This window comes from Klebsiella sp. CN_Kp097, from assembly GCF_040064495.1.
In the GTDB taxonomy this organism is placed as follows: domain Bacteria; phylum Pseudomonadota; class Gammaproteobacteria; order Enterobacterales; family Enterobacteriaceae; genus Klebsiella; species Klebsiella aerogenes.
The window spans coordinates 381,807-398,820 of sequence record NZ_JBEAIL010000007.1 but is presented as its reverse complement, the minus strand read 5'-3'; the positions used below and the strand labels follow the sequence as shown (position 1 = coordinate 398,820).

The following is a 17,014-nucleotide window of genomic DNA, read 5'->3' as shown; positions in this document are numbered from 1 at the left end:
TCCTTATGCCGCCGCGCTCTGGCTGGCGATAAATTTCTCATACCAGAACCCTGCCGGGGAAACTCCCCTTTCGCGCAGCGCCGTGGCGACCGCATTTACCATCGGCGGCGGTCCGCAAAGATAGATGTCAACGTCGCCGTTATTCAGCATCGCGTCATCCAGATGTTCGGTGACAAAGCCGCGCTGTGGGCAGGAACTGCTTTCATCCGCCACCACCGGCAGCCAGCGATACCCCGTAAGCTGTTGAGCAAAGGTGTCCAGCGCATCGGTTTTCACCAGATCGCCGTCACGGGTCACCCCGTACAGTAGCGTTACCGGACGCTGACTACCCTGTGTCTGCAGGGTGTGTAACATGGACAGCAGCGGCGCCAGCCCGGTACCGCCCGCCAGCATGAGCAGCGGGCGTTCGCCGCTGCGCAAATAGAAGCTGCCCATGGGGCCGCTGAGGGTCAGGCGGTCGCCGGGCCGCGCCTGCTGGGTTAACCACTGGCTCATCATGCCGCCAGGCACGTTACGAATCAGAAAACGCCCTTCGAGAGAACCCGGCAGCGAGCTGAATGAGTAGGCGCGCACATGAGTCGTGCCCGGCACCTGAATATTGATATATTGCCCCGGCAGAAAAGCCAGCGGCTCATCCAACGCGACCACCAGTTCGATGGCGGTATCGGACAGTAAATTCACCTGCCGCACCTGCGCCCCGGTGTCGGTCAGCGCGGTTTTACACTGCGCGGCGGCCACCGGCACATCGATCACACAATCGCTGGTCGGGACCATCTGGCAGGTCAGCACCTGGCGAGCCTGCGCCTCGTCGTCGCTTAACGCCTCGTCGAGATAATCTTCACCCAGATCGTATTCACCGCTGGCGCAATGGCATTTGCAGGTGCCGCAAACGCCGTCCGAACAGTCCATCGGCAGGTTAACCTTCTGACGATAGGCCGCATCCAGCACCTTCTCCCCGGCATGGCATTGAATAAAGCGGGTAATGCCGTCCTCAAAATTAAGAGCAATATTAAAAGTCATAAGCGCCTCTTAAATGTGGTAAACGTCGATAACCTGACGGATATAGTCGTTATTCAGGCGTACCGTTTTACGAACGATCTGCGGCCTGCCGTCCTGCTCAATTAGCGTGCAGCAGGTAGAGCCAAAATAGGCATCCGTGTGTTGATAGCGATGGCTCCACGTAACCCAGTTGTAGCGCACCGCAAGCCCCTCCTCGCTTTCGCCCATCAGCTCGACATTGCTGATAATGTGCGTGGTGCGCGGTTCCGGCGTGCTGGCGCCGGAACGCTCGGTTTTAATGCGATAAACACGATCCTCCAGTCCTTCCCGGTTGGGGTAGTAGATAAGGGAAATCTCTTTTTGCGGGTCGCGCGTCAGCTGATCATCGTCGCCCCATGCCGGCATCCAGTAGACCACCTGCGGGCTGTAACAGCTCAGCCACTCATCCCACTGACGGTCATCTAACAGACGGGCTTCGTAATAGAGAAACTGGCGAACTTGTTCGAGATTCAACATCAGGCCACCTCCACGCGCTGGGTAATGGACTGGTCGTAACGCTGTTGTTCCTGTTCCAGCGCCGCCAGCATGACCGTTTGCCAATGGTGATGATGGGCGATATACAGCGCTTCATCTTCCGATTTCACCCCGCTTAGCCGCGGCGTAAAGCCCGCATGCCTGGCGTGTTCATCCGGGCCGTCGACCCAACGTAGCGCGCCGCGGCTGAGGTCGCTCCATGCCAGATTTTCGCCAAGATAGCCGCGCTGACAGGCGCTGAACTCTTCCAGATCGTCCGGCGTCCCCATTCCGCTGACGTTAAAGAAATCCTCGTACTGGCGGATGCGTAGCGCCCGCGCCTGGTCGGATTCGCCTTTTGGCGCAAAGCACCAGATGGTGACTTCGGTTTTATCGACCGCAATCGGGCGGATTACGCGGATCTGGGTAGAAAACTGATCCATCAGGTAGACGTTGGGATACAGGCACAGGTTGCGGGTTTCATTGACCATCTGGTCGGCGCGCAGTTCGCCGAATTCCGCCTGCAGACGCTCGCGGTGGGCATAGACCGGGCGCACTTCCGGGTTCAGCGCCCGGGTCCACAGCAACATGTGGCCATTGTCAAAACCGTAGCCGCCGCCGACGCTCTTTGACCAACCGTTGGCGTCAACCGCATGCGTCCCTTCCGCTTCATAGTTGCGGCGTGACATGGTTGAGGCATAGTTCCAGTGCACCACGCTGACGTGATAACCATCGGCGCCGTTCTCTGCGCCCAGCTTCCAGTTGCCTTCGTAAACGTAGCTCGACGAGCCCATCAGCACTTCCAGCCCTTCCGGCGCCTGATCGACGATCAGATCGATGATTTTGCTGGTTTCGCCGAGATACGCCTCTAGCGGCTGCACGTCGGCATTGAGGCTACCGAATAAGAAACCGCGGTAAGACTGAAAACGCGGCAGTTTGTGCAGATCGTGAGACCCTTCATGTTTGAAGGTGTCAGGATAGGCGCCGGTGCTCTCATCTTTGGCTTTTAATAATTTGCCGTTATTGCTGAAGGTCCAGCCGTGGAACGGACAGGTAAACGAATTTTTATTCCCGGTTTTGCGTCGGCATAACATGGCGCCGCGGTGGGCGCAGCTATTAATTAATGCATGCAATTCGTTCTTTTTATCACGGGTAATAATAACCGGCTGCCGTCCCAGCGTCAGGGTATAATAATCTCCCGGCTCGGCAATCTGGCTTTCATGGGCGAGAAACGCCCAATTACCTTCGAAGATATGTTTCATTTCAAAATCAAATAACTGCTGGTCGGTAAATATAGAGCGGTGGCAACGGTAAATATGATTTTCACGGTCGACAATTAACGCGTTGTTAATTTTGTCTTTAAGCGCTGATAGCGTTTTTTGCATGAGTTAACTCCTCCTGCAGGATTCAGGATTAAAGATATTTGGCGAATGTGGTGACTATCGGGTGTAGAGCGCGGCCCGGGCCCGCAGCGTGACCGGGGCCGCTAAAGCAGATTACTCTTTGGCGCGCAGACGGGCGCCGCGATGCTCTTCGTCGGGGCTCAGCGCTTTACAGAGGGTGAAATCAAAGCGCACTTCGGTATGCTCGCCGTCCAGTTCACGCTGTGCAATCGTCTCGCGGTCGCTCACTTTCACCGGGTCGGCAATCAGACCATCGCGGGTGGCAAAGGCAAAATCATCCCACAGGTATTTGTCGCCGCTGAGGTTGATCTGGCTGGTCAGATGTTTATGGCCCGGCGCGGAGACGAAGAAGTGAATGTGCGCCGGACGGTTGCCGTGGCGGCCTAGTTGATCCAGCAACTTCTGGGTTGGACCATCCGGCGGGCAGCCGTAGCCGGATGGCATGATGCTGCGCACGCTATAGCGGCCATCGGCGCCGGTGCGAATACGACGACGCAGGTTGTAGTCGCTCTGGCTTTGATCGAAGAACGAGTAATTACCCAGGGTATTGGCGTGCCAGATATCAACGATGGCGTTAGCAATCGGCTGGCCCTGATTATCTTTAACCTGACCGTGCAGCCACATCACTTCGCCGGCATCGGTGCCATCATCCATGCGGGCATGGCTGTCGGCCAGCGGGGCATTGGCTACATACAGCGGCCCTTCGATGGTGCGCGGGGTACCGGTTTCACGATGCGCCGCCGCGTCGATAGCGTCCTGACGCAGGTCGAGGAAGTGCTCAAGACCAAGACCCGCCGCCAGCAGCGCCGCTTCCTGGCGCCCACCCAGCTCATGCAAATAGTTTACCGCGCGCCAGAACTCTTCTTCTGTGACGTTATAGTCATCGATCAGCGTGCAGATATTTTCCAGTAAACGGTGGACAATGGCTTTAAAGCGTTCATTACCGCCAGGGACATTTAAACCCGCGCCTTCACGTAATAATTTCTGCACGGCTTCTTGTTGTACGAAAGCATTACTCATAATTATTCTCTCTTATCATTGTAGGATATTTGCCGGGTGCCCCCGGCATGAGGTCGACGTTATTATTATTAGCTATCGTCTTCACGAATCGACGAGGGATGACGGCACAGCGCCTCTACGCGAATATCCATAAATGGATACAGCGGCAATCCCATTAAAATTTGATGCAGCTCTTCGGCATCTTTTACATCGAAAATGCTGACATTGGCGTAAAGACCGGCGACACGCCAGATATGTCGCCACTTGCCTTCACGTTGTAATTGTTGCGAATAGGCTTTTTCGCGTTGTTTAATTTCATCCGCTTCGGCGGCAGGAAAACCGATCGGAATATTAACGGTCATATCAACTTTAAATAGCATTATTTTCTCCTGTTATGCTTTACGGGAATAGAAGCGCAGCTTGTCTTCATCCAGCTCCACCCCGAGCCCTGGCGTTTGCGGCAACACCACCTGACCGTCGGCAAAGGTCAGCGGAACGCTGACAATATCGTCTTTGAGTAGCAGCGGACCGAACATCTCGGTTCCCCACTGCAGCGGCAATGTCGACCAGGCATGCAGAGAAGCAACGGTACCCACGGTTCCTTCCAGCATCGTGCCGCCATACAGGCCAACCCCCGCCGCCTGCGCGACGCGGGCCAGCGCCAGCACGCTATTCGGCCCGCCCGCTTTGGCGATCTTCAGCGCGTAAGCGCCGGTAAAACCCTGCTGCGCCAGTTGATAACCATCGTATGCGGTCGCGACTGCTTCATCCGCCAGAATCGCGGTCTCGATTTGCTGGCTCAGGCGCACCAGCGCTGCATTGTCCTGCGCACTCACCGGCTGTTCGATGAGATCGACCCCCATCGCCGCCAGCTCGCGGCAGCCTTTCGCGCCGGTGGCGGCATCCCAGGCCTGGTTAACGTCAACGCGAATGCTGGCGCGATCGCCTAAAGCTTCGACAATGGCGCGAGTATGGCGGAGATCGGTGGCTAATTCCCGCGCGCCAATTTTCAACTTGAATGCCTGATGGCGGCGCTCGGCTAACAGCTTTTCCCCTTCGGCAATATCTTTTGCGGTGTCGCCGCTGGCTAACGTCCACAGCACCGGCAACGACGTTTGCAGCGCGCCGCCGAGTAGCGCCGATACCGGTAAGCCTAAGGCTTTCCCCTGGGCGTCCAGCAGCGCGGTTTCAATGGCAGACTTTGCGAAAGTATTGCCTTTAATGGCGCTGTTCATACGCGCCGTCAGCGCATTCAGATTATCGGCCGGCTGCCCTTTCAGCAGCGGCATCAAATAGTGAGTCAAGGCCGATGCGATAGCCTCCGGGCTCTCGACGCCGTAGCTCAGCCCGCCGATGGTCGTCGCTTCACCGATACCGCATACGCCATCGGAACGGGTAATGCGCACGATGACCAGCGTCTGGCAGCCCATGGTGGTCATCGATAATTTATGTGGCCGGATAGTCGGTACATCCACTAACCAGCTCTCAATGCGTTCTACGGTCGCAGTCATTTTTTGTTCCTGAAAGATGCATAACTTTTTGTACCCACATCCATAACGGGGATGTCTGTGCTTTGACAATAGGGTCCAGCCTGGCGGATGGTCAACGGCGATAATCGAAATGTTGTGCGATTATCGGCACGCTTGTTAAATTGCGGTTAATAATGTGATCGAGGTGGTAAAACAGGCACAATTCGCCGCGCCCTGGTTTGCGCGCGGTATAGTGATTCCTCGTGAGCTTTACGTTGCAACGGAGAAAGATGCAATGAGCGACAATACCCACACTACGCTGAGCGCCAGGCAGGCCGAGCACGACCCCAATTTTATGCTGTCTCTCGCCCGCGGGCTGGAAGTGCTCAACGCTTTTACTCCGCAGCGCCAGCGGCTGACCATTTCGCAGTTAAGTCAAAAAACGCAAATTTCCCGCGCGGCGGTGCGCCGCTGCCTGTATACCCTGGCGGCGCTGGGGATGGTGCACAGCCCGGATGGCCGCAGCTATGAACTGCTACCGCGCGTGCTGGCCGTGGGTCACGCCTATCTGGCGGGAACCCCGCTGGCGAAAGTGGCGCAAACGGCGCTGGATAATCTTGGTAAGACGTTAGGAGAAAGCTGCTCCGCCGCCACGCTTGATGGCGACAACGTACTGTATATCGCCCGCGCGGCGGTCAATAACTTGCTCAGCGTCGATCTGGGGCGCGGCAGTCGCCTCCCGGCATGGTCGACTTCAATGGGACGGGTATTGCTGAGCGCGTTGCCAGAAGAACAACTTGAAGTGACGTTGTCACGCGCACATCTTATGCGCTACACCCCGCATACCCTGTGCGACCCCGCGGCATTACACGAGGAAATAGCTAAAGTTCGCATGCAGGGCTATGCGCTGGCGGACAGGCAAATTGAAGTTGGATTATGCTCGCTTGCGGTACCGCTGTTGTCGCGCAGCGGCCAGGTGGTGGCAGCACTCAACGTTGGCGTCCCCGCCTCTTCGATGAGCGCCGCGGCGCTGAAGGAGAAAGCCCTCGCGCCGCTGCGTCGCGCGGCGATGGAGCTTTCTCTTCAGCTATGACATTACCGTGGCGCCGGCGTATTGGCCAGCCCGCGCCAGATCCCCAGCGCCAGTAATAACAGCAGAACGCCAGCCGTCGCCAGCGAAATGCTATGGGCGCTAATGAACGCGGTTTTCGCCGCCGCAATCAGTGAATCTGCCGGTATCGCGGGGAGCGATTGCGCCACCTTCATCGCCTCGCCGATGGACGATGAGGCCTGTACCGCTGCTTCACCGCCAATCCCGGCAGGCAGTTCAATCGCCGAACTGTAGCTACGGGTCAGAATCAGGCCGAACAGCGCAATTCCGAGCCCGGCGCCCAGTTCATAGGCCATGGTTTCAATCGCTCCTGCCGCGGAGGCCTTTTCTTTCGGTGCCGCCGCCATGATCGCCGACGTTGACGCCAGCAGCGCGCTGGCGGCGCTAAAGCCCAGCAGCGTCATTAACCCCCACGCCTGCCACTGTTGGGTGCTGAAGTCGGTCATCGATAGCCCCAGGAAACTCAACGCGCTCAGCAACATACCGCCGGTCGCCACCTGCCGCAGCCCCAGTTTAGATACCAGCATTCCGGCAATCGGCCCGCTAAAGCCGCTGGCGACCATCACCGGTAGCATAAACAGCCCGGCCTCGAACGGTGTTTTCTGATGCACGAACTGCAGCTCCTGCGCCATCAGCAATTCAAAACCGACCAGCGTAATGAGCGCGGTCATCGCCATCATCACCCCGCTCAAAATAATGCGGTGGGTGAAGAGACGCATATCCACCATCGGCGTCGGCATCGACAGCTGCTTGCGGACAAACCAGGTCAACATGGCCGCGCCGCCGATAGCCACCAGCACAATCAGCCACAGCGCCAGCTGCCCCTTTAACGCTGACTTAGCGCTAAATACCAGCATCAGAATGGCCGCAATCAGGATCAGCGCCTGCGGCAGATTCAGCGGCTGCTCGCGGCGTGCGGGCTGGCGTGGAACGACCTTAGCGTTGATGGCGATGACCAGCAGCACGATTGGCACGTTGATCAGGAACACCGATCCCCAGTAAAAGTGTTCCAGCAGCATGCCGCCCACCAGCGGGCCAAATGCCGCACCGCCGGAGCCCACGGCGGCCCATAATCCCAGCGCCATGTTACGCTGGCTGGCTTCGGCGAAAGTGCCGCGGATCCCGGCAAGCGTCGCCGGCACGATCATCGCCGCGCCAACCGCCAGCAGCGCCCGGGAGATAATCAGCGTTATCGCCGTCGGCGACAGCGCGGCGCACAGCGAAGCGATACCAAAAATAGCGCTACCGAGCAGCAACAGGCGCTTAAAGCCGATTTTGTCGCCCAACGCGCCCATCGGCAGCACCATACCGGCCATCACCAACGAATAGATATCAATGATCCACAGTAGCTCATTGCCGCTGGTGCCAAGCGCGACGCTGAGCGTCGGGGCGGCCACATGCAGCACCGTTGCGTCAATCGCCACCGGGATATAAACCAGTAAAATCGCCATCAGCGTTAACCATTGCCGAGACATACTTCTTTATCCTCAATTCATCAAATTGGACACGCGTCCAGGATTGCGATCCTGCCGGATTGTTGAACGCCTGTCCAACTTTTTGTTACCATTCCCCATCACCTCTTGGTTACGAGTCGCTATGCACTATTTAAATCGGGAAGCGCGTCGGGAAGTTATCATGCAGGCCGCCATGCGGGTGGCGCTAAATGGCGGGTTCAGCGCCATGACCGTGCGCCAGATAGCCAGCGACGCCGGCGTCGCCGCAGGCCAGCTACATCATCATTTTGCCTCGACCGGCGAGCTGAAAGCGCAGGCCTTTATCCGCTTGATCCGCGAAATGCTCGATATTCAGCTGCTGACCGATGACGCCTCCTGGAGTGAACGCCTGTTTTCATTACTTGGTAGCGAAGATGGCCGTCTCGAGCCCTATATCCGTCTGTGGCGGGAAGCGCAGATTTTGTCCGATAGCGATGAGGAAATTAAGGCCGCGTATCTGCTTACCATGAGCATGTGGCATGATGAAACGGTCACGGCGATTAACCGCGGCGCCGAAGCCGGTGAATTTCAGCCGCAGGATACGGCTGACAATATCGCCTGGCGTCTGATTGCTCTGGTTTGCGGGCTGGATGGCATTTACGCGCTGAGGATGCAAGCGATTGACGATGCGGCATTTATCCGTTACTTAAAACATTATATCGCGCTGGAACTCCCTCAGGTTTAAGTTACATTTAGTAACAATTGACCACCCTTCATTGTCGGCGTGAATTCTTTCACGCCTCGATTCTTATCTATCCTCAAACAATACAATTATTAAAAACAGCTGAAGCTTAATTCCAGCCTGCATAGTTTCAGCTGTTTTTTATTTATCCTTTTGATCTCGTACGCTTTAGTGAGGGTGTTATGTCGATAGAAGGTGATAAAAAGAATCATTATCTTTTAAAAGATTGGCGACCAGAAAATGAAGCCTTCTGGGAAAATAAAGGAAAAGCGATTGCGCGCAGGAACTTATGGATTTCCGTATTTTGTCTGTTACTCGCCTTCTGCGTCTGGATGTTATTTAGCGCAGTCGCGGTCAATCTCAATAAAGTGGGTTTTAATTTCACTACCGACCAGCTTTTTTTATTAACGGCGCTACCTTCGCTTTCCGGCGCAATATTACGCGTACCCTACTCCTTTATGGTACCTATTATGGGTGGGCGCTACTGGACGGTTATTAGCACGGTTATTCTGGTGATTCCCTGTTTATGGCTGGGTTTGGCAGTACAAAATCCAACTACCCCGTACTGGGTATTTATCGCAATTTCGTTACTCTGCGGTTTTGCCGGCGCCAACTTCGCCTCCAGTATGGGCAACATCAGCTTCTTCTTCCCCAAGGCCAAACAAGGCAGCGCATTAGGGATTAACGGCGGGCTCGGCAATCTCGGGGTCAGCGTGATGCAACTGGTCTCCCCCATTTTTGTCTTCCTGCCGATTTTTACCTTTCTGGGCGTTCGCGGCGTAGAGCAACCTGGCGGCGCCATGCTGTGGCTCGGCAACTCACCGCTGCTGTGGGTGCCGTTACTGGTTATCGCCACCGTTTTCGCGTGGTTCGGCATGAACGATATTGCCAGTTCCAAAGCTTCGATTCGCGATCAGCTACCGGTGTTGAAACGCCCGCATATGTGGCTGCTAAGTCTGCTGTATCTGGCCACCTTCGGCTCGTTTATTGGCTTCTCCGCCGGCTTCGCGATGCTGGCGAAAACCCAGTTTCCGGATGTCGATATCCTGAAACTGGCCTTCTTCGGCCCGTTTATCGGCGCGCTGGCGCGCTCCTTCGGCGGTATCATTTCCGACCGTCTGGGCGGCGTACGGGTGACGCTGGTCAACTTCATTCTGATGGCGGTCTTTACCGGGCTGCTTTTCCTCACCCTGCCGGGCTCCGGTTCCGGCAGCTTCTTCGCCTTCTACGTGGTGTTTATGGGCCTGTTCTTAACCGCCGGGCTTGGCAGCGGTTCCACCTTCCAGATGATCGCCGTGATCTTCCGTCAGCTCACCATTGATAGCGTGAAAAAGCGCGGCGGCAGCGACGAACAGGCCCAGCATGAAGCGGTGACCGATACCGCCGCCGCGCTCGGGTTCATCGCTGCAATTGGCGCCATCGGCGGCTTCTTTATTCCAAAAGCCTTCGGTACCTCGCTGGCCATGACCGGCTCGCCGGTGGGCGCGATGAAAGTCTTTTTTGTCTTCTATGTGGTTTGCGTGCTGGTGACCTGGCTGGTCTATGGCCGCCGTAAACCAGCACAACCATAACGACCTATTTACCGGATGGCACGATGCCGGACATTAGCGGAGCAGGAGGAATGTCATGAGTAAATTACTGGATCGCTTTCGCTACTTTAAGCAGAAACGCGAGACCTTTGCCAACGGCCACGGTCAGGTCTACGACAATAACCGTGACTGGGAAGATAGCTACCGGCAACGCTGGCAATTCGACAAAATTGTCCGCTCCACGCACGGTGTGAACTGTACCGGCTCCTGTAGCTGGAAAATTTATGTCAAAAACGGTCTGGTCACCTGGGAAACCCAGCAGACCGATTATCCGCGCACCCGACCGGACCTGCCAAATCACGAACCGCGTGGCTGTCCGCGCGGCGCCAGCTACTCATGGTATCTCTACAGCGCCAACCGCCTGAAGTACCCGCTGGCGCGCAAACGGCTGATTGAGCTGTGGCGCGAAGCCCTTACACAGCATCCCGACCCGGTACAGGCCTGGGATAGCATCATGCAGGACCCGCTGAAAACCCGCAGCTACAAACAAATCCGCGGTAAAGGCGGCTTTGTTCGCTCCAGTTGGAAAGAGTTAAATCAACTGATCGCCGCAGCCAACGTCTGGACCATCAAAAACTACGGTCCGGACCGCGTCGCGGGCTTTTCGCCGATCCCGGCGATGTCGATGGTTTCCTACGCCGCGGGTACCCGCTATTTATCGTTGATCGGCGGCACCTGCCTGAGCTTTTATGACTGGTACTGCGATTTACCCCCCGCCTCGCCGATGACCTGGGGCGAACAGACCGACGTGCCGGAATCCGCCGACTGGTATAACTCCAGCTACATTATTGCCTGGGGTTCAAACGTCCCGCAGACCCGAACCCCGGACGCCCACTTCTTCACCGAAGTGCGCTACAAGGGCACCAAAACCATCGCCATTACTCCGGATTATTCGGAAGTCGCCAAGCTCTGCGACCAGTGGCTGGCGCCGAAGCAAGGTACCGACAGCGCGCTGGCGATGGCGATGGGCCACGTGATCCTCAAAACCTTCCACCTCGATAACCCAAGCGATTACTTTCTCAACTACTGCCGTACCTATACCGATATGCCAATGTTGGTGATGCTCGACCGTCGTGACGACGGCAGCTATGCGCCTGGCCGTATGCTGCGCGCCGCCGACCTGCTTGACGGGCTGGGAGAAAGTAATAACCCGGAATGGAAAACCGTCGCCTATAACGCCGATGGCGAACTGGTCGCGCCGAACGGCTCCATCGGCTTTCGTTGGGGCGAAAAAGGCAAATGGAATCTCGAACAACAGGCTAACGGCCGGGACGTCGAATTAAAATTGTCGCTGCTGGATATGCACGATAGCGTGGTGTCGGTCGGTTTCCCCTACTTCGGCGGCAACGAAAACCCGCATTTCCGCAGCGTGAAGCAGGAGCCGGTAACGCTTCATCAGCTGCCAGCTAAACAGCTACCGTTGGCCAATGGTGAGAGCGCTTTGGTGGTGAGCGTGTATGACCTGGTGCTGGCTAACTACGGTCTGGATCGCGGTCTTGACGATGCCAATGCCGCGCGCGACTTCGCGGATGTCAAAGCCTATACCCCGGCATGGGCCGAGCAGATCACCGGCGTGCCGCGTCAACATATCGAACAAATCGCCCGCGAGTTCGCCGATACGGCGCATAAAACCCATGGCCGTTCGATGATTATCCTCGGCGCCGGTGTGAACCACTGGTACCACATGGATATGAACTACCGCGGGATGATCAACATGCTGGTGTTCTGCGGCTGCGTCGGTCAGAGCGGCGGTGGCTGGTCGCACTATGTCGGCCAGGAGAAACTGCGCCCGCAGACCGGCTGGCTGCCGCTGGCGTTCGCGCTGGACTGGACTCGTCCGCCGCGGCAGATGAACAGTACCTCTTATTTCTACAACCACGCCAGCCAATGGCGCTACGAAAAACTGACCGCTCAGGAGCTGCTGTCGCCGCTGGCCGACGCCAGCAAATTCAGCGGCCATATGATTGACTTCAACGTTCGCGCCGAGCGCATGGGATGGCTGCCGTCCGCGCCGCAGCTTAACGTTAATCCGCTGAGCATCAGGCAGCAGGCCGAGGCCGCCGGGCTGTCACCGGCCGATTTCACCGTCCAGTCGTTAAAAGCAGGCGATATTCGCTTTGCCGCCGAGCAGCCGGATAGCGGCAACAACCACCCGCGCAACCTGTTTATCTGGCGTTCGAACCTGCTGGGTTCGTCCGGTAAGGGCCATGAGTACATGCTCAAGTACCTGCTCGGTACCGATAACGGTATTCAGGGCGAGGAATTTGGCTCCACCGCTGACGTGAAGCCGGAGGAAGTCGAGTGGCAGACCGCGGCGATCGAGGGCAAACTTGATCTACTGGTGACCCTCGATTTCCGCATGTCCAGTACCTGCCTGTTCTCCGATATCGTCCTGCCGACCGCCACCTGGTATGAAAAAGACGATATGAACACCTCAGACATGCACCCGTTTATCCACCCCCTTTCCGCCGCCGTCGACCCGGCCTGGGAGGCGAAAAGCGACTGGGAAATCTACAAGGACATCGCCAAAAGTTTCTCTGAAGTGTGCGTCGGCCACCTTGATAAAGAGACCGATGTGGTACTGGTACCGCTGCAGCATGACTCTCCGGCGGAGCTGTCACAGCCGTTCGATGTCCTCGACTGGCGCAAGGGCGAATGCGATCTCATTCCAGGCAAAACCGCGCCGTCAATTGCGCTGGTTGAACGTGACTACCCGGCCACCTGGGAACGCTTCACCTCTCTGGGGCCATTACTCGATAAGCTCGGCAACGGCGGTAAAGGCATTTCGTGGAATACGCAAAGCGAGGTCGACTTCCTCGGCAAACTTAACTACGTCAAGCCAGACGGTCCGGCCAAAGGCCGTCCGCGTATCGACAGCGCTATCGACGCCAGTGAAGTCATCTTAAGCCTGGCGCCGGAAACCAACGGCCAGGTGGCGGTGAAAGCCTGGCAAGCGCTGGGAGAATTTACCGGCCGCGACCACACTCATCTGGCGCTGAATAAAGAGGATGAGAAAATCCGCTTCCGCGATATTCAGGCGCAGCCGCGCAAGATCATCTCCAGCCCAACGTGGTCTGGTCTGGAAAGCGAACATGTCTCCTATAATGCCGGTTATACCAACGTTCACGAACTGATCCCGTGGCGTACCCTCTCCGGGCGGCAACAGCTGTATCAGGATCATCCCTGGATGCGCGCCTTCGGCGAGAGTCTGGTGGCCTATCGCCCACCGATCGATACGTGCAGCGTCAGCCAGATGAAGGACGTGCCGCCAAACGGCTTCCCGGAAAAAGCGCTGAACTTCCTGACCCCGCATCAGAAATGGGGTATCCACTCGACCTATAGCGAAAACCTGCTGATGCTGACGTTGTCGCGCGGCGGGCCCATAGTCTGGCTAAGCGAAACCGACGCAAAAGAACTGGGGATTGAAGATAACGACTGGATCGAAGCCTTCAACGCCAACGGCGCCCTCACCGCGCGTGCGGTGGTGAGCCAGCGCGTGCCGCCAGGCATGACCATGATGTATCACGCTCAGGAACGCATTATGAACATTCCTGGTTCGGAGGTGACCGGTCGCCGGGGCGGCATCCACAACTCCGTCACCCGCGTCTGTCCTAAACCCACGCATATGATTGGCGGCTATGCCCAACTGGCTTACGGCTTTAACTACTACGGCACCGTCGGCTCCAACCGCGACGAGTTCATTATGATCCGCAAAATGAAAAATATTGACTGGCTGGATGGCGAAGGTCGTGACCAGGTACAGGAGGCGAAGAAATGAAAATACGTTCACAAGTCGGAATGGTGCTGAATCTGGATAAATGCATCGGATGCCATACCTGCTCCGTCACCTGTAAAAACGTCTGGAGCAGCCGCGAAGGGATGGAATATGCGTGGTTCAACAACGTGGAAACCAAGCCTGGTATTGGTTACCCCAAAAACTGGGAAGATCAGGACGAGTGGCAAGGCGGCTGGATCCGCGGTATCAGCGGCAAGCTTACTCCGCGTCTGGGCAACCGCGTCAGCGTGTTGTCGAAGATTTTCGCCAACCCGGTGCTGCCGCAGATTGACGATTATTACGAACCCTTTACCTACGATTATCAGCACCTGCACAACGCGCCGGAGGGCAAATACTTGCCTACCGCCCGCCCGCGTTCGCTGATTAGCGGCGAACGGATGGATAAGATCACCTGGGGGCCAAACTGGGAGGAACTGCTCGGCGGCGAGTTTGAAAAACGCGCCAAAGACCGCAACTTCGAAGCGATGCAAAAAGAGATGTACGGCCAGTTTGAAAACACCTTCATGATGTATCTGCCGCGTCTTTGCGAACATTGCCTCAATCCGAGCTGCGTAGCGACCTGCCCAAGCGGCGCCATCTATAAGCGTGAAGAAGACGGTATCGTGCTGATCGACCAGGATAAATGCCGCGGCTGGCGGATGTGCATCAGCGGTTGTCCGTACAAAAAAATCTACTTTAACTGGAAGAGCGGCAAATCGGAAAAATGCATCTTCTGCTATCCGCGTATTGAGTCCGGGCAACCGACAGTCTGTTCAGAAACCTGCGTTGGCCGCATCCGCTACCTTGGCGTGCTGCTGTACGACGCGGACCGTATCGAAGAAGCGGCCAGCACTGAACATGAAACCGACCTCTACGAGCGCCAGTGTGATGTGTTCCTTAACCCCAACGATCCGGCGGTCATCGAAGAGGCGTTGAAACAGGGTATTCCACATAACGTGATCGACGCCGCGCAGAAATCACCGGTGTATAAACTGGCGATGGACTGGAAGCTGGCGCTGCCGCTGCACCCGGAATACCGCACCTTACCGATGGTCTGGTACGTGCCGCCGCTGTCGCCGATTCAGTCGGTCGCCGACGCTGGCGGCCTGCCGAGTAACGGTAACATCCTGCCGGCGGTAGAAAGCCTGCGTATACCGGTACAGTATCTGGCGAACCTGCTGAGCGCCGGTGATACCGGCCCGGTCTTGCGCGCGTTAAAACGCATGATGGCGATGCGCCATTACAAACGTTCGCAAACCGTCGAAGGCGTGACCGATACCCGTGCGATTGAAGAAGTGGGCCTCAGCGTCGAACAGGTGGAAGAGATGTATCGCTACCTGGCGATCGCCAATTATGAAGACCGCTTCGTGATCCCCACCAGCCACCGCGAACTGGCGGAGGACGCCTTCCCTGAACGCAACGGCTGCGGTTTTACCTTCGGCGATGGTTGCCATGGTTCTGATACTAAATTCAACCTGTTCAACAGTCGTCGCATCGACGCTATTGACGTCGGGGACGTTCGTCGACATGGGGAGGGAGAGTAATGCGGATCCTCAAAGTCATTGCTCTGTTGCTGGAGTATCCCGACGACGCGCTGTGGGATAACCGCGAGGAGGCGCTGGCGCTGGTCAGCGCCGATGCGCCTGCCCTGACGCCGTTTGTTAGGCGATTACTGGCGGCGCCGCTGCTCGACCGCCAGGCCGAATGGTGTGAGGTATTTGAACGCGGTCGCGCCACCTCGCTGTTGCTGTTTGAACACGTTCACGCCGAATCACGCGATCGCGGCCAGGCGATGGTCGATCTGATGAACCAGTATGAACAGGCGGGCCTGCAGATCGATTGTCGCGAACTGCCGGACCACCTGCCTTTATATCTTGAATACCTCAGCATTCTCCCATTAGCCGATGCCCGTGAAGGACTGCAGAACGTCGCGCCTATTCTGGCGTTGCTCGGTGGACGCTTAAAGCAGCGCGAATGCGATTACTATCAACTCTTTGACACCCTTCTTGCGCTGGCGGATAGCCCACTTAATAGTGACAGTGTCACCAGGCAGGTAGCGAGTGAGAAGCGTGACGACACCCGCCAGGCGCTGGATGCGGTGTGGGAAGAGGAACAGGTGAAGTTTATTGAAGATAATGCAACCGCTTGCGATAGCTCGCCAATGCAAGCTTATCAACGACGCTTTAGCCAGGATGTGGCGCCGCAGTACGTCGACATCCGCGCCGGAGGCCCGAAATGATACAGTACTTAAACGTCTTCTTTTACGATATCTACCCTTATCTCTGCGGCACCGTGTTCCTGGTGGGCAGTTGGCTGCGCTATGACTACGGGCAGTATACCTGGCGCGCGTCATCCAGCCAGATGCTCGATAAACGGGGCATGGTGCTGTGGTCGAACTTATTCCATATCGGCATCCTCGGCATTTTCTTCGGCCACTTCTTCGGGATGCTGACGCCGCACTGGGTCTATTCATGGTTCCTGCCGATGTCGCAGAAACAGGTAATGGCGATGGTGCTGGGCGGTGTCTGCGGCGTACTGACTCTGGTCGGCGGTATTGGCCTGCTGGCGCGCCGCCTGACCAACCCGCGCATTCGCGCCACCTCCACCACTGCGGATATCCTGATCCTGTGCATTCTGCTGATTCAGTGCGCGCTGGGGCTGACGACCATCCCGTTCTCCGCCCAGCATCCGGACGGCAGCGAAATGCTGAAACTGGTGGATTGGGCGCAGGCGGTAGTCACCTTCCACGGCGGCGCATCGGCGCATCTGGACGGCGTCGCGTGGGTGTATCGCGTCCATCTGGTGCTGGGAATGACTATCTTCCTTATCTTCCCGTTCACCCGGCTGGTTCACGTCTGGAGCGCGCCGATAGAGTATTTCACCCGCCGCTACCAGGTGGTGCGCTCCCGGCGCTGAGCGCTGGCGGCCCCAGCCATGCCCGTTTACCAATAGCCCGGACGAGGCGCCTGCGCCGACTCCGG

The 17,014-nt window shown here is 57.1% G+C and carries 13 protein-coding genes and 1 pseudogene; 7 read left to right on the top strand and 7 right to left on the bottom strand.

Annotation, left to right across the window (positions count from 1 at the left end):
• Nucleotides 1-3: 3 nt before the first annotated feature.
• The 6 genes and pseudogenes from benC to ABLV07_RS12230 form a co-directional block, all read right to left on the bottom strand.
• Nucleotides 4-1,020 carry a benzoate 1,2-dioxygenase electron transfer component BenC gene (gene benC / locus ABLV07_RS12255; RefSeq protein WP_110915888.1) on the bottom strand — a complete coding sequence of 339 codons (1,017 nt, stop codon included), beginning with the start codon at nucleotides 1,018-1,020 and terminating at the stop codon, nucleotides 4-6.
• A gap of 9 nt (nucleotides 1,021-1,029) precedes the next feature.
• Nucleotides 1,030-1,515 carry a benzoate 1,2-dioxygenase small subunit gene (benB, locus tag ABLV07_RS12250; RefSeq protein ID WP_020078694.1) on the bottom strand — a complete coding sequence of 162 codons (486 nt, stop codon included), beginning with the start codon at nucleotides 1,513-1,515 and terminating at the stop codon, nucleotides 1,030-1,032.
• The gene (locus ABLV07_RS12245) at nucleotides 1,515-2,897 is read right to left on the bottom strand and encodes a Rieske 2Fe-2S domain-containing protein (protein ID WP_110915889.1); all 1,383 of its coding nucleotides are present in this window, start codon (nucleotides 2,895-2,897) and stop codon (nucleotides 1,515-1,517) included. The genes benB and ABLV07_RS12245 overlap by 1 nt, the downstream gene beginning before the upstream one ends.
• 111 nt (nucleotides 2,898-3,008) lie before the next feature.
• Nucleotides 3,009-3,935: a catechol 1,2-dioxygenase gene (catA, locus tag ABLV07_RS12240; protein ID WP_110915890.1), complete on the bottom strand. Its 927-nt coding sequence runs from the start codon at nucleotides 3,933-3,935 to the stop codon at nucleotides 3,009-3,011.
• A 68-nt stretch (nucleotides 3,936-4,003) separates the two neighbouring features.
• Entirely contained in the window at nucleotides 4,004-4,294 is a 291-nt protein-coding gene (gene catC / locus ABLV07_RS12235; protein WP_015366454.1) for a muconolactone Delta-isomerase, read from the bottom strand.
• Between the two features lie 12 nt (nucleotides 4,295-4,306).
• Nucleotides 4,307-5,469, bottom strand: a pseudogene (locus ABLV07_RS12230) (muconate cycloisomerase family protein).
• A 209-nt stretch (nucleotides 5,470-5,678) separates the two neighbouring features.
• On the opposite strand from ABLV07_RS12230, the gene ABLV07_RS12225 reads away from it, so the two are divergent.
• On the top strand, nucleotides 5,679-6,476 hold the full coding sequence (locus tag ABLV07_RS12225) for an IclR family transcriptional regulator C-terminal domain-containing protein (protein ID WP_087876975.1): 798 nt from the start codon (nucleotides 5,679-5,681) through the stop codon (nucleotides 6,474-6,476).
• A 2-nt stretch (nucleotides 6,477-6,478) separates the two neighbouring features.
• Here the strand turns inward: ABLV07_RS12225 and ABLV07_RS12220 are convergent, their stop codons facing one another.
• On the bottom strand, nucleotides 6,479-7,969 hold the full coding sequence (locus ABLV07_RS12220; RefSeq protein WP_046883813.1) for an MFS transporter: 1,491 nt from the start codon (nucleotides 7,967-7,969) through the stop codon (nucleotides 6,479-6,481).
• Between the two features lie 121 nt (nucleotides 7,970-8,090).
• Here ABLV07_RS12220 and ABLV07_RS12215 point away from each other — a divergent pair, with 121 nt between their 5' ends.
• From ABLV07_RS12215 to narI, 6 genes are all read left to right on the top strand, one after another.
• Nucleotides 8,091-8,672, top strand: coding sequence for a TetR family transcriptional regulator (locus ABLV07_RS12215; protein ID WP_348853287.1), 582 nt, complete (start codon nucleotides 8,091-8,093; stop codon nucleotides 8,670-8,672).
• A gap of 179 nt (nucleotides 8,673-8,851) precedes the next feature.
• Complete coding sequence (locus ABLV07_RS12210) at nucleotides 8,852-10,240, top strand: NarK family nitrate/nitrite MFS transporter (RefSeq protein WP_015366449.1); 1,389 nt, start codon at nucleotides 8,852-8,854, stop codon at nucleotides 10,238-10,240.
• Nucleotides 10,241-10,295: 55 nt separating this feature from the next.
• On the top strand, nucleotides 10,296-14,036 hold the full coding sequence (locus ABLV07_RS12205; protein WP_348853288.1) for a nitrate reductase subunit alpha: 3,741 nt from the start codon (nucleotides 10,296-10,298) through the stop codon (nucleotides 14,034-14,036).
• Nucleotides 14,033-15,577, top strand: a complete 1,545-nt coding sequence (gene narH, locus ABLV07_RS12200) for a nitrate reductase subunit beta (protein ID WP_015366447.1) — start codon at nucleotides 14,033-14,035, stop codon at nucleotides 15,575-15,577. The genes ABLV07_RS12205 and narH overlap by 4 nt, the downstream gene beginning before the upstream one ends.
• Nucleotides 15,577-16,272, top strand: coding sequence for a nitrate reductase molybdenum cofactor assembly chaperone (gene narW, locus ABLV07_RS12195; RefSeq protein WP_015705535.1), 696 nt, complete (start codon nucleotides 15,577-15,579; stop codon nucleotides 16,270-16,272). The genes narH and narW overlap by 1 nt, the downstream gene beginning before the upstream one ends.
• The gene (narI, locus tag ABLV07_RS12190) at nucleotides 16,269-16,949 is read left to right on the top strand and encodes a respiratory nitrate reductase subunit gamma (protein ID WP_015366445.1); all 681 of its coding nucleotides are present in this window, start codon (nucleotides 16,269-16,271) and stop codon (nucleotides 16,947-16,949) included. The genes narW and narI overlap by 4 nt, the downstream gene beginning before the upstream one ends.
• Nucleotides 16,950-17,014 lie beyond the last annotated feature (65 nt).

What these genes read in the sequence shown, in the direction of transcription:
- ABLV07_RS12215 (WP_348853287.1), top strand. Translation starts at nt 8,091, where the DNA reads ATGCACTATTTAAATCGGGAAGCGCGTCGGGAAGTTATCATGCAGGCC.
- ABLV07_RS12210 (WP_015366449.1), top strand. Translation starts at nt 8,852, where the DNA reads ATGTCGATAGAAGGTGATAAAAAGAATCATTATCTTTTAAAAGATTGG.
- narH (WP_015366447.1), top strand. Translation starts at nt 14,033, where the DNA reads ATGAAAATACGTTCACAAGTCGGAATGGTGCTGAATCTGGATAAATGC.
- ABLV07_RS12205 (WP_348853288.1), top strand. Translation starts at nt 10,296, where the DNA reads ATGAGTAAATTACTGGATCGCTTTCGCTACTTTAAGCAGAAACGCGAG.
- narI (WP_015366445.1), top strand. Translation starts at nt 16,269, where the DNA reads ATGATACAGTACTTAAACGTCTTCTTTTACGATATCTACCCTTATCTC.
- catC (WP_015366454.1), bottom strand. Translation starts at nt 4,294, where the DNA reads ATGCTATTTAAAGTTGATATGACCGTTAATATTCCGATCGGTTTTCCT.
- narW (WP_015705535.1), top strand. Translation starts at nt 15,577, where the DNA reads ATGCGGATCCTCAAAGTCATTGCTCTGTTGCTGGAGTATCCCGACGAC.
- ABLV07_RS12220 (WP_046883813.1), bottom strand. Translation starts at nt 7,969, where the DNA reads ATGTCTCGGCAATGGTTAACGCTGATGGCGATTTTACTGGTTTATATC.
- benB (WP_020078694.1), bottom strand. Translation starts at nt 1,515, where the DNA reads ATGTTGAATCTCGAACAAGTTCGCCAGTTTCTCTATTACGAAGCCCGT.
- ABLV07_RS12245 (WP_110915889.1), bottom strand. Translation starts at nt 2,897, where the DNA reads ATGCAAAAAACGCTATCAGCGCTTAAAGACAAAATTAACAACGCGTTA.
- benC (WP_110915888.1), bottom strand. Translation starts at nt 1,020, where the DNA reads ATGACTTTTAATATTGCTCTTAATTTTGAGGACGGCATTACCCGCTTT.
- ABLV07_RS12225 (WP_087876975.1), top strand. Translation starts at nt 5,679, where the DNA reads ATGAGCGACAATACCCACACTACGCTGAGCGCCAGGCAGGCCGAGCAC.
- catA (WP_110915890.1), bottom strand. Translation starts at nt 3,935, where the DNA reads ATGAGTAATGCTTTCGTACAACAAGAAGCCGTGCAGAAATTATTACGT.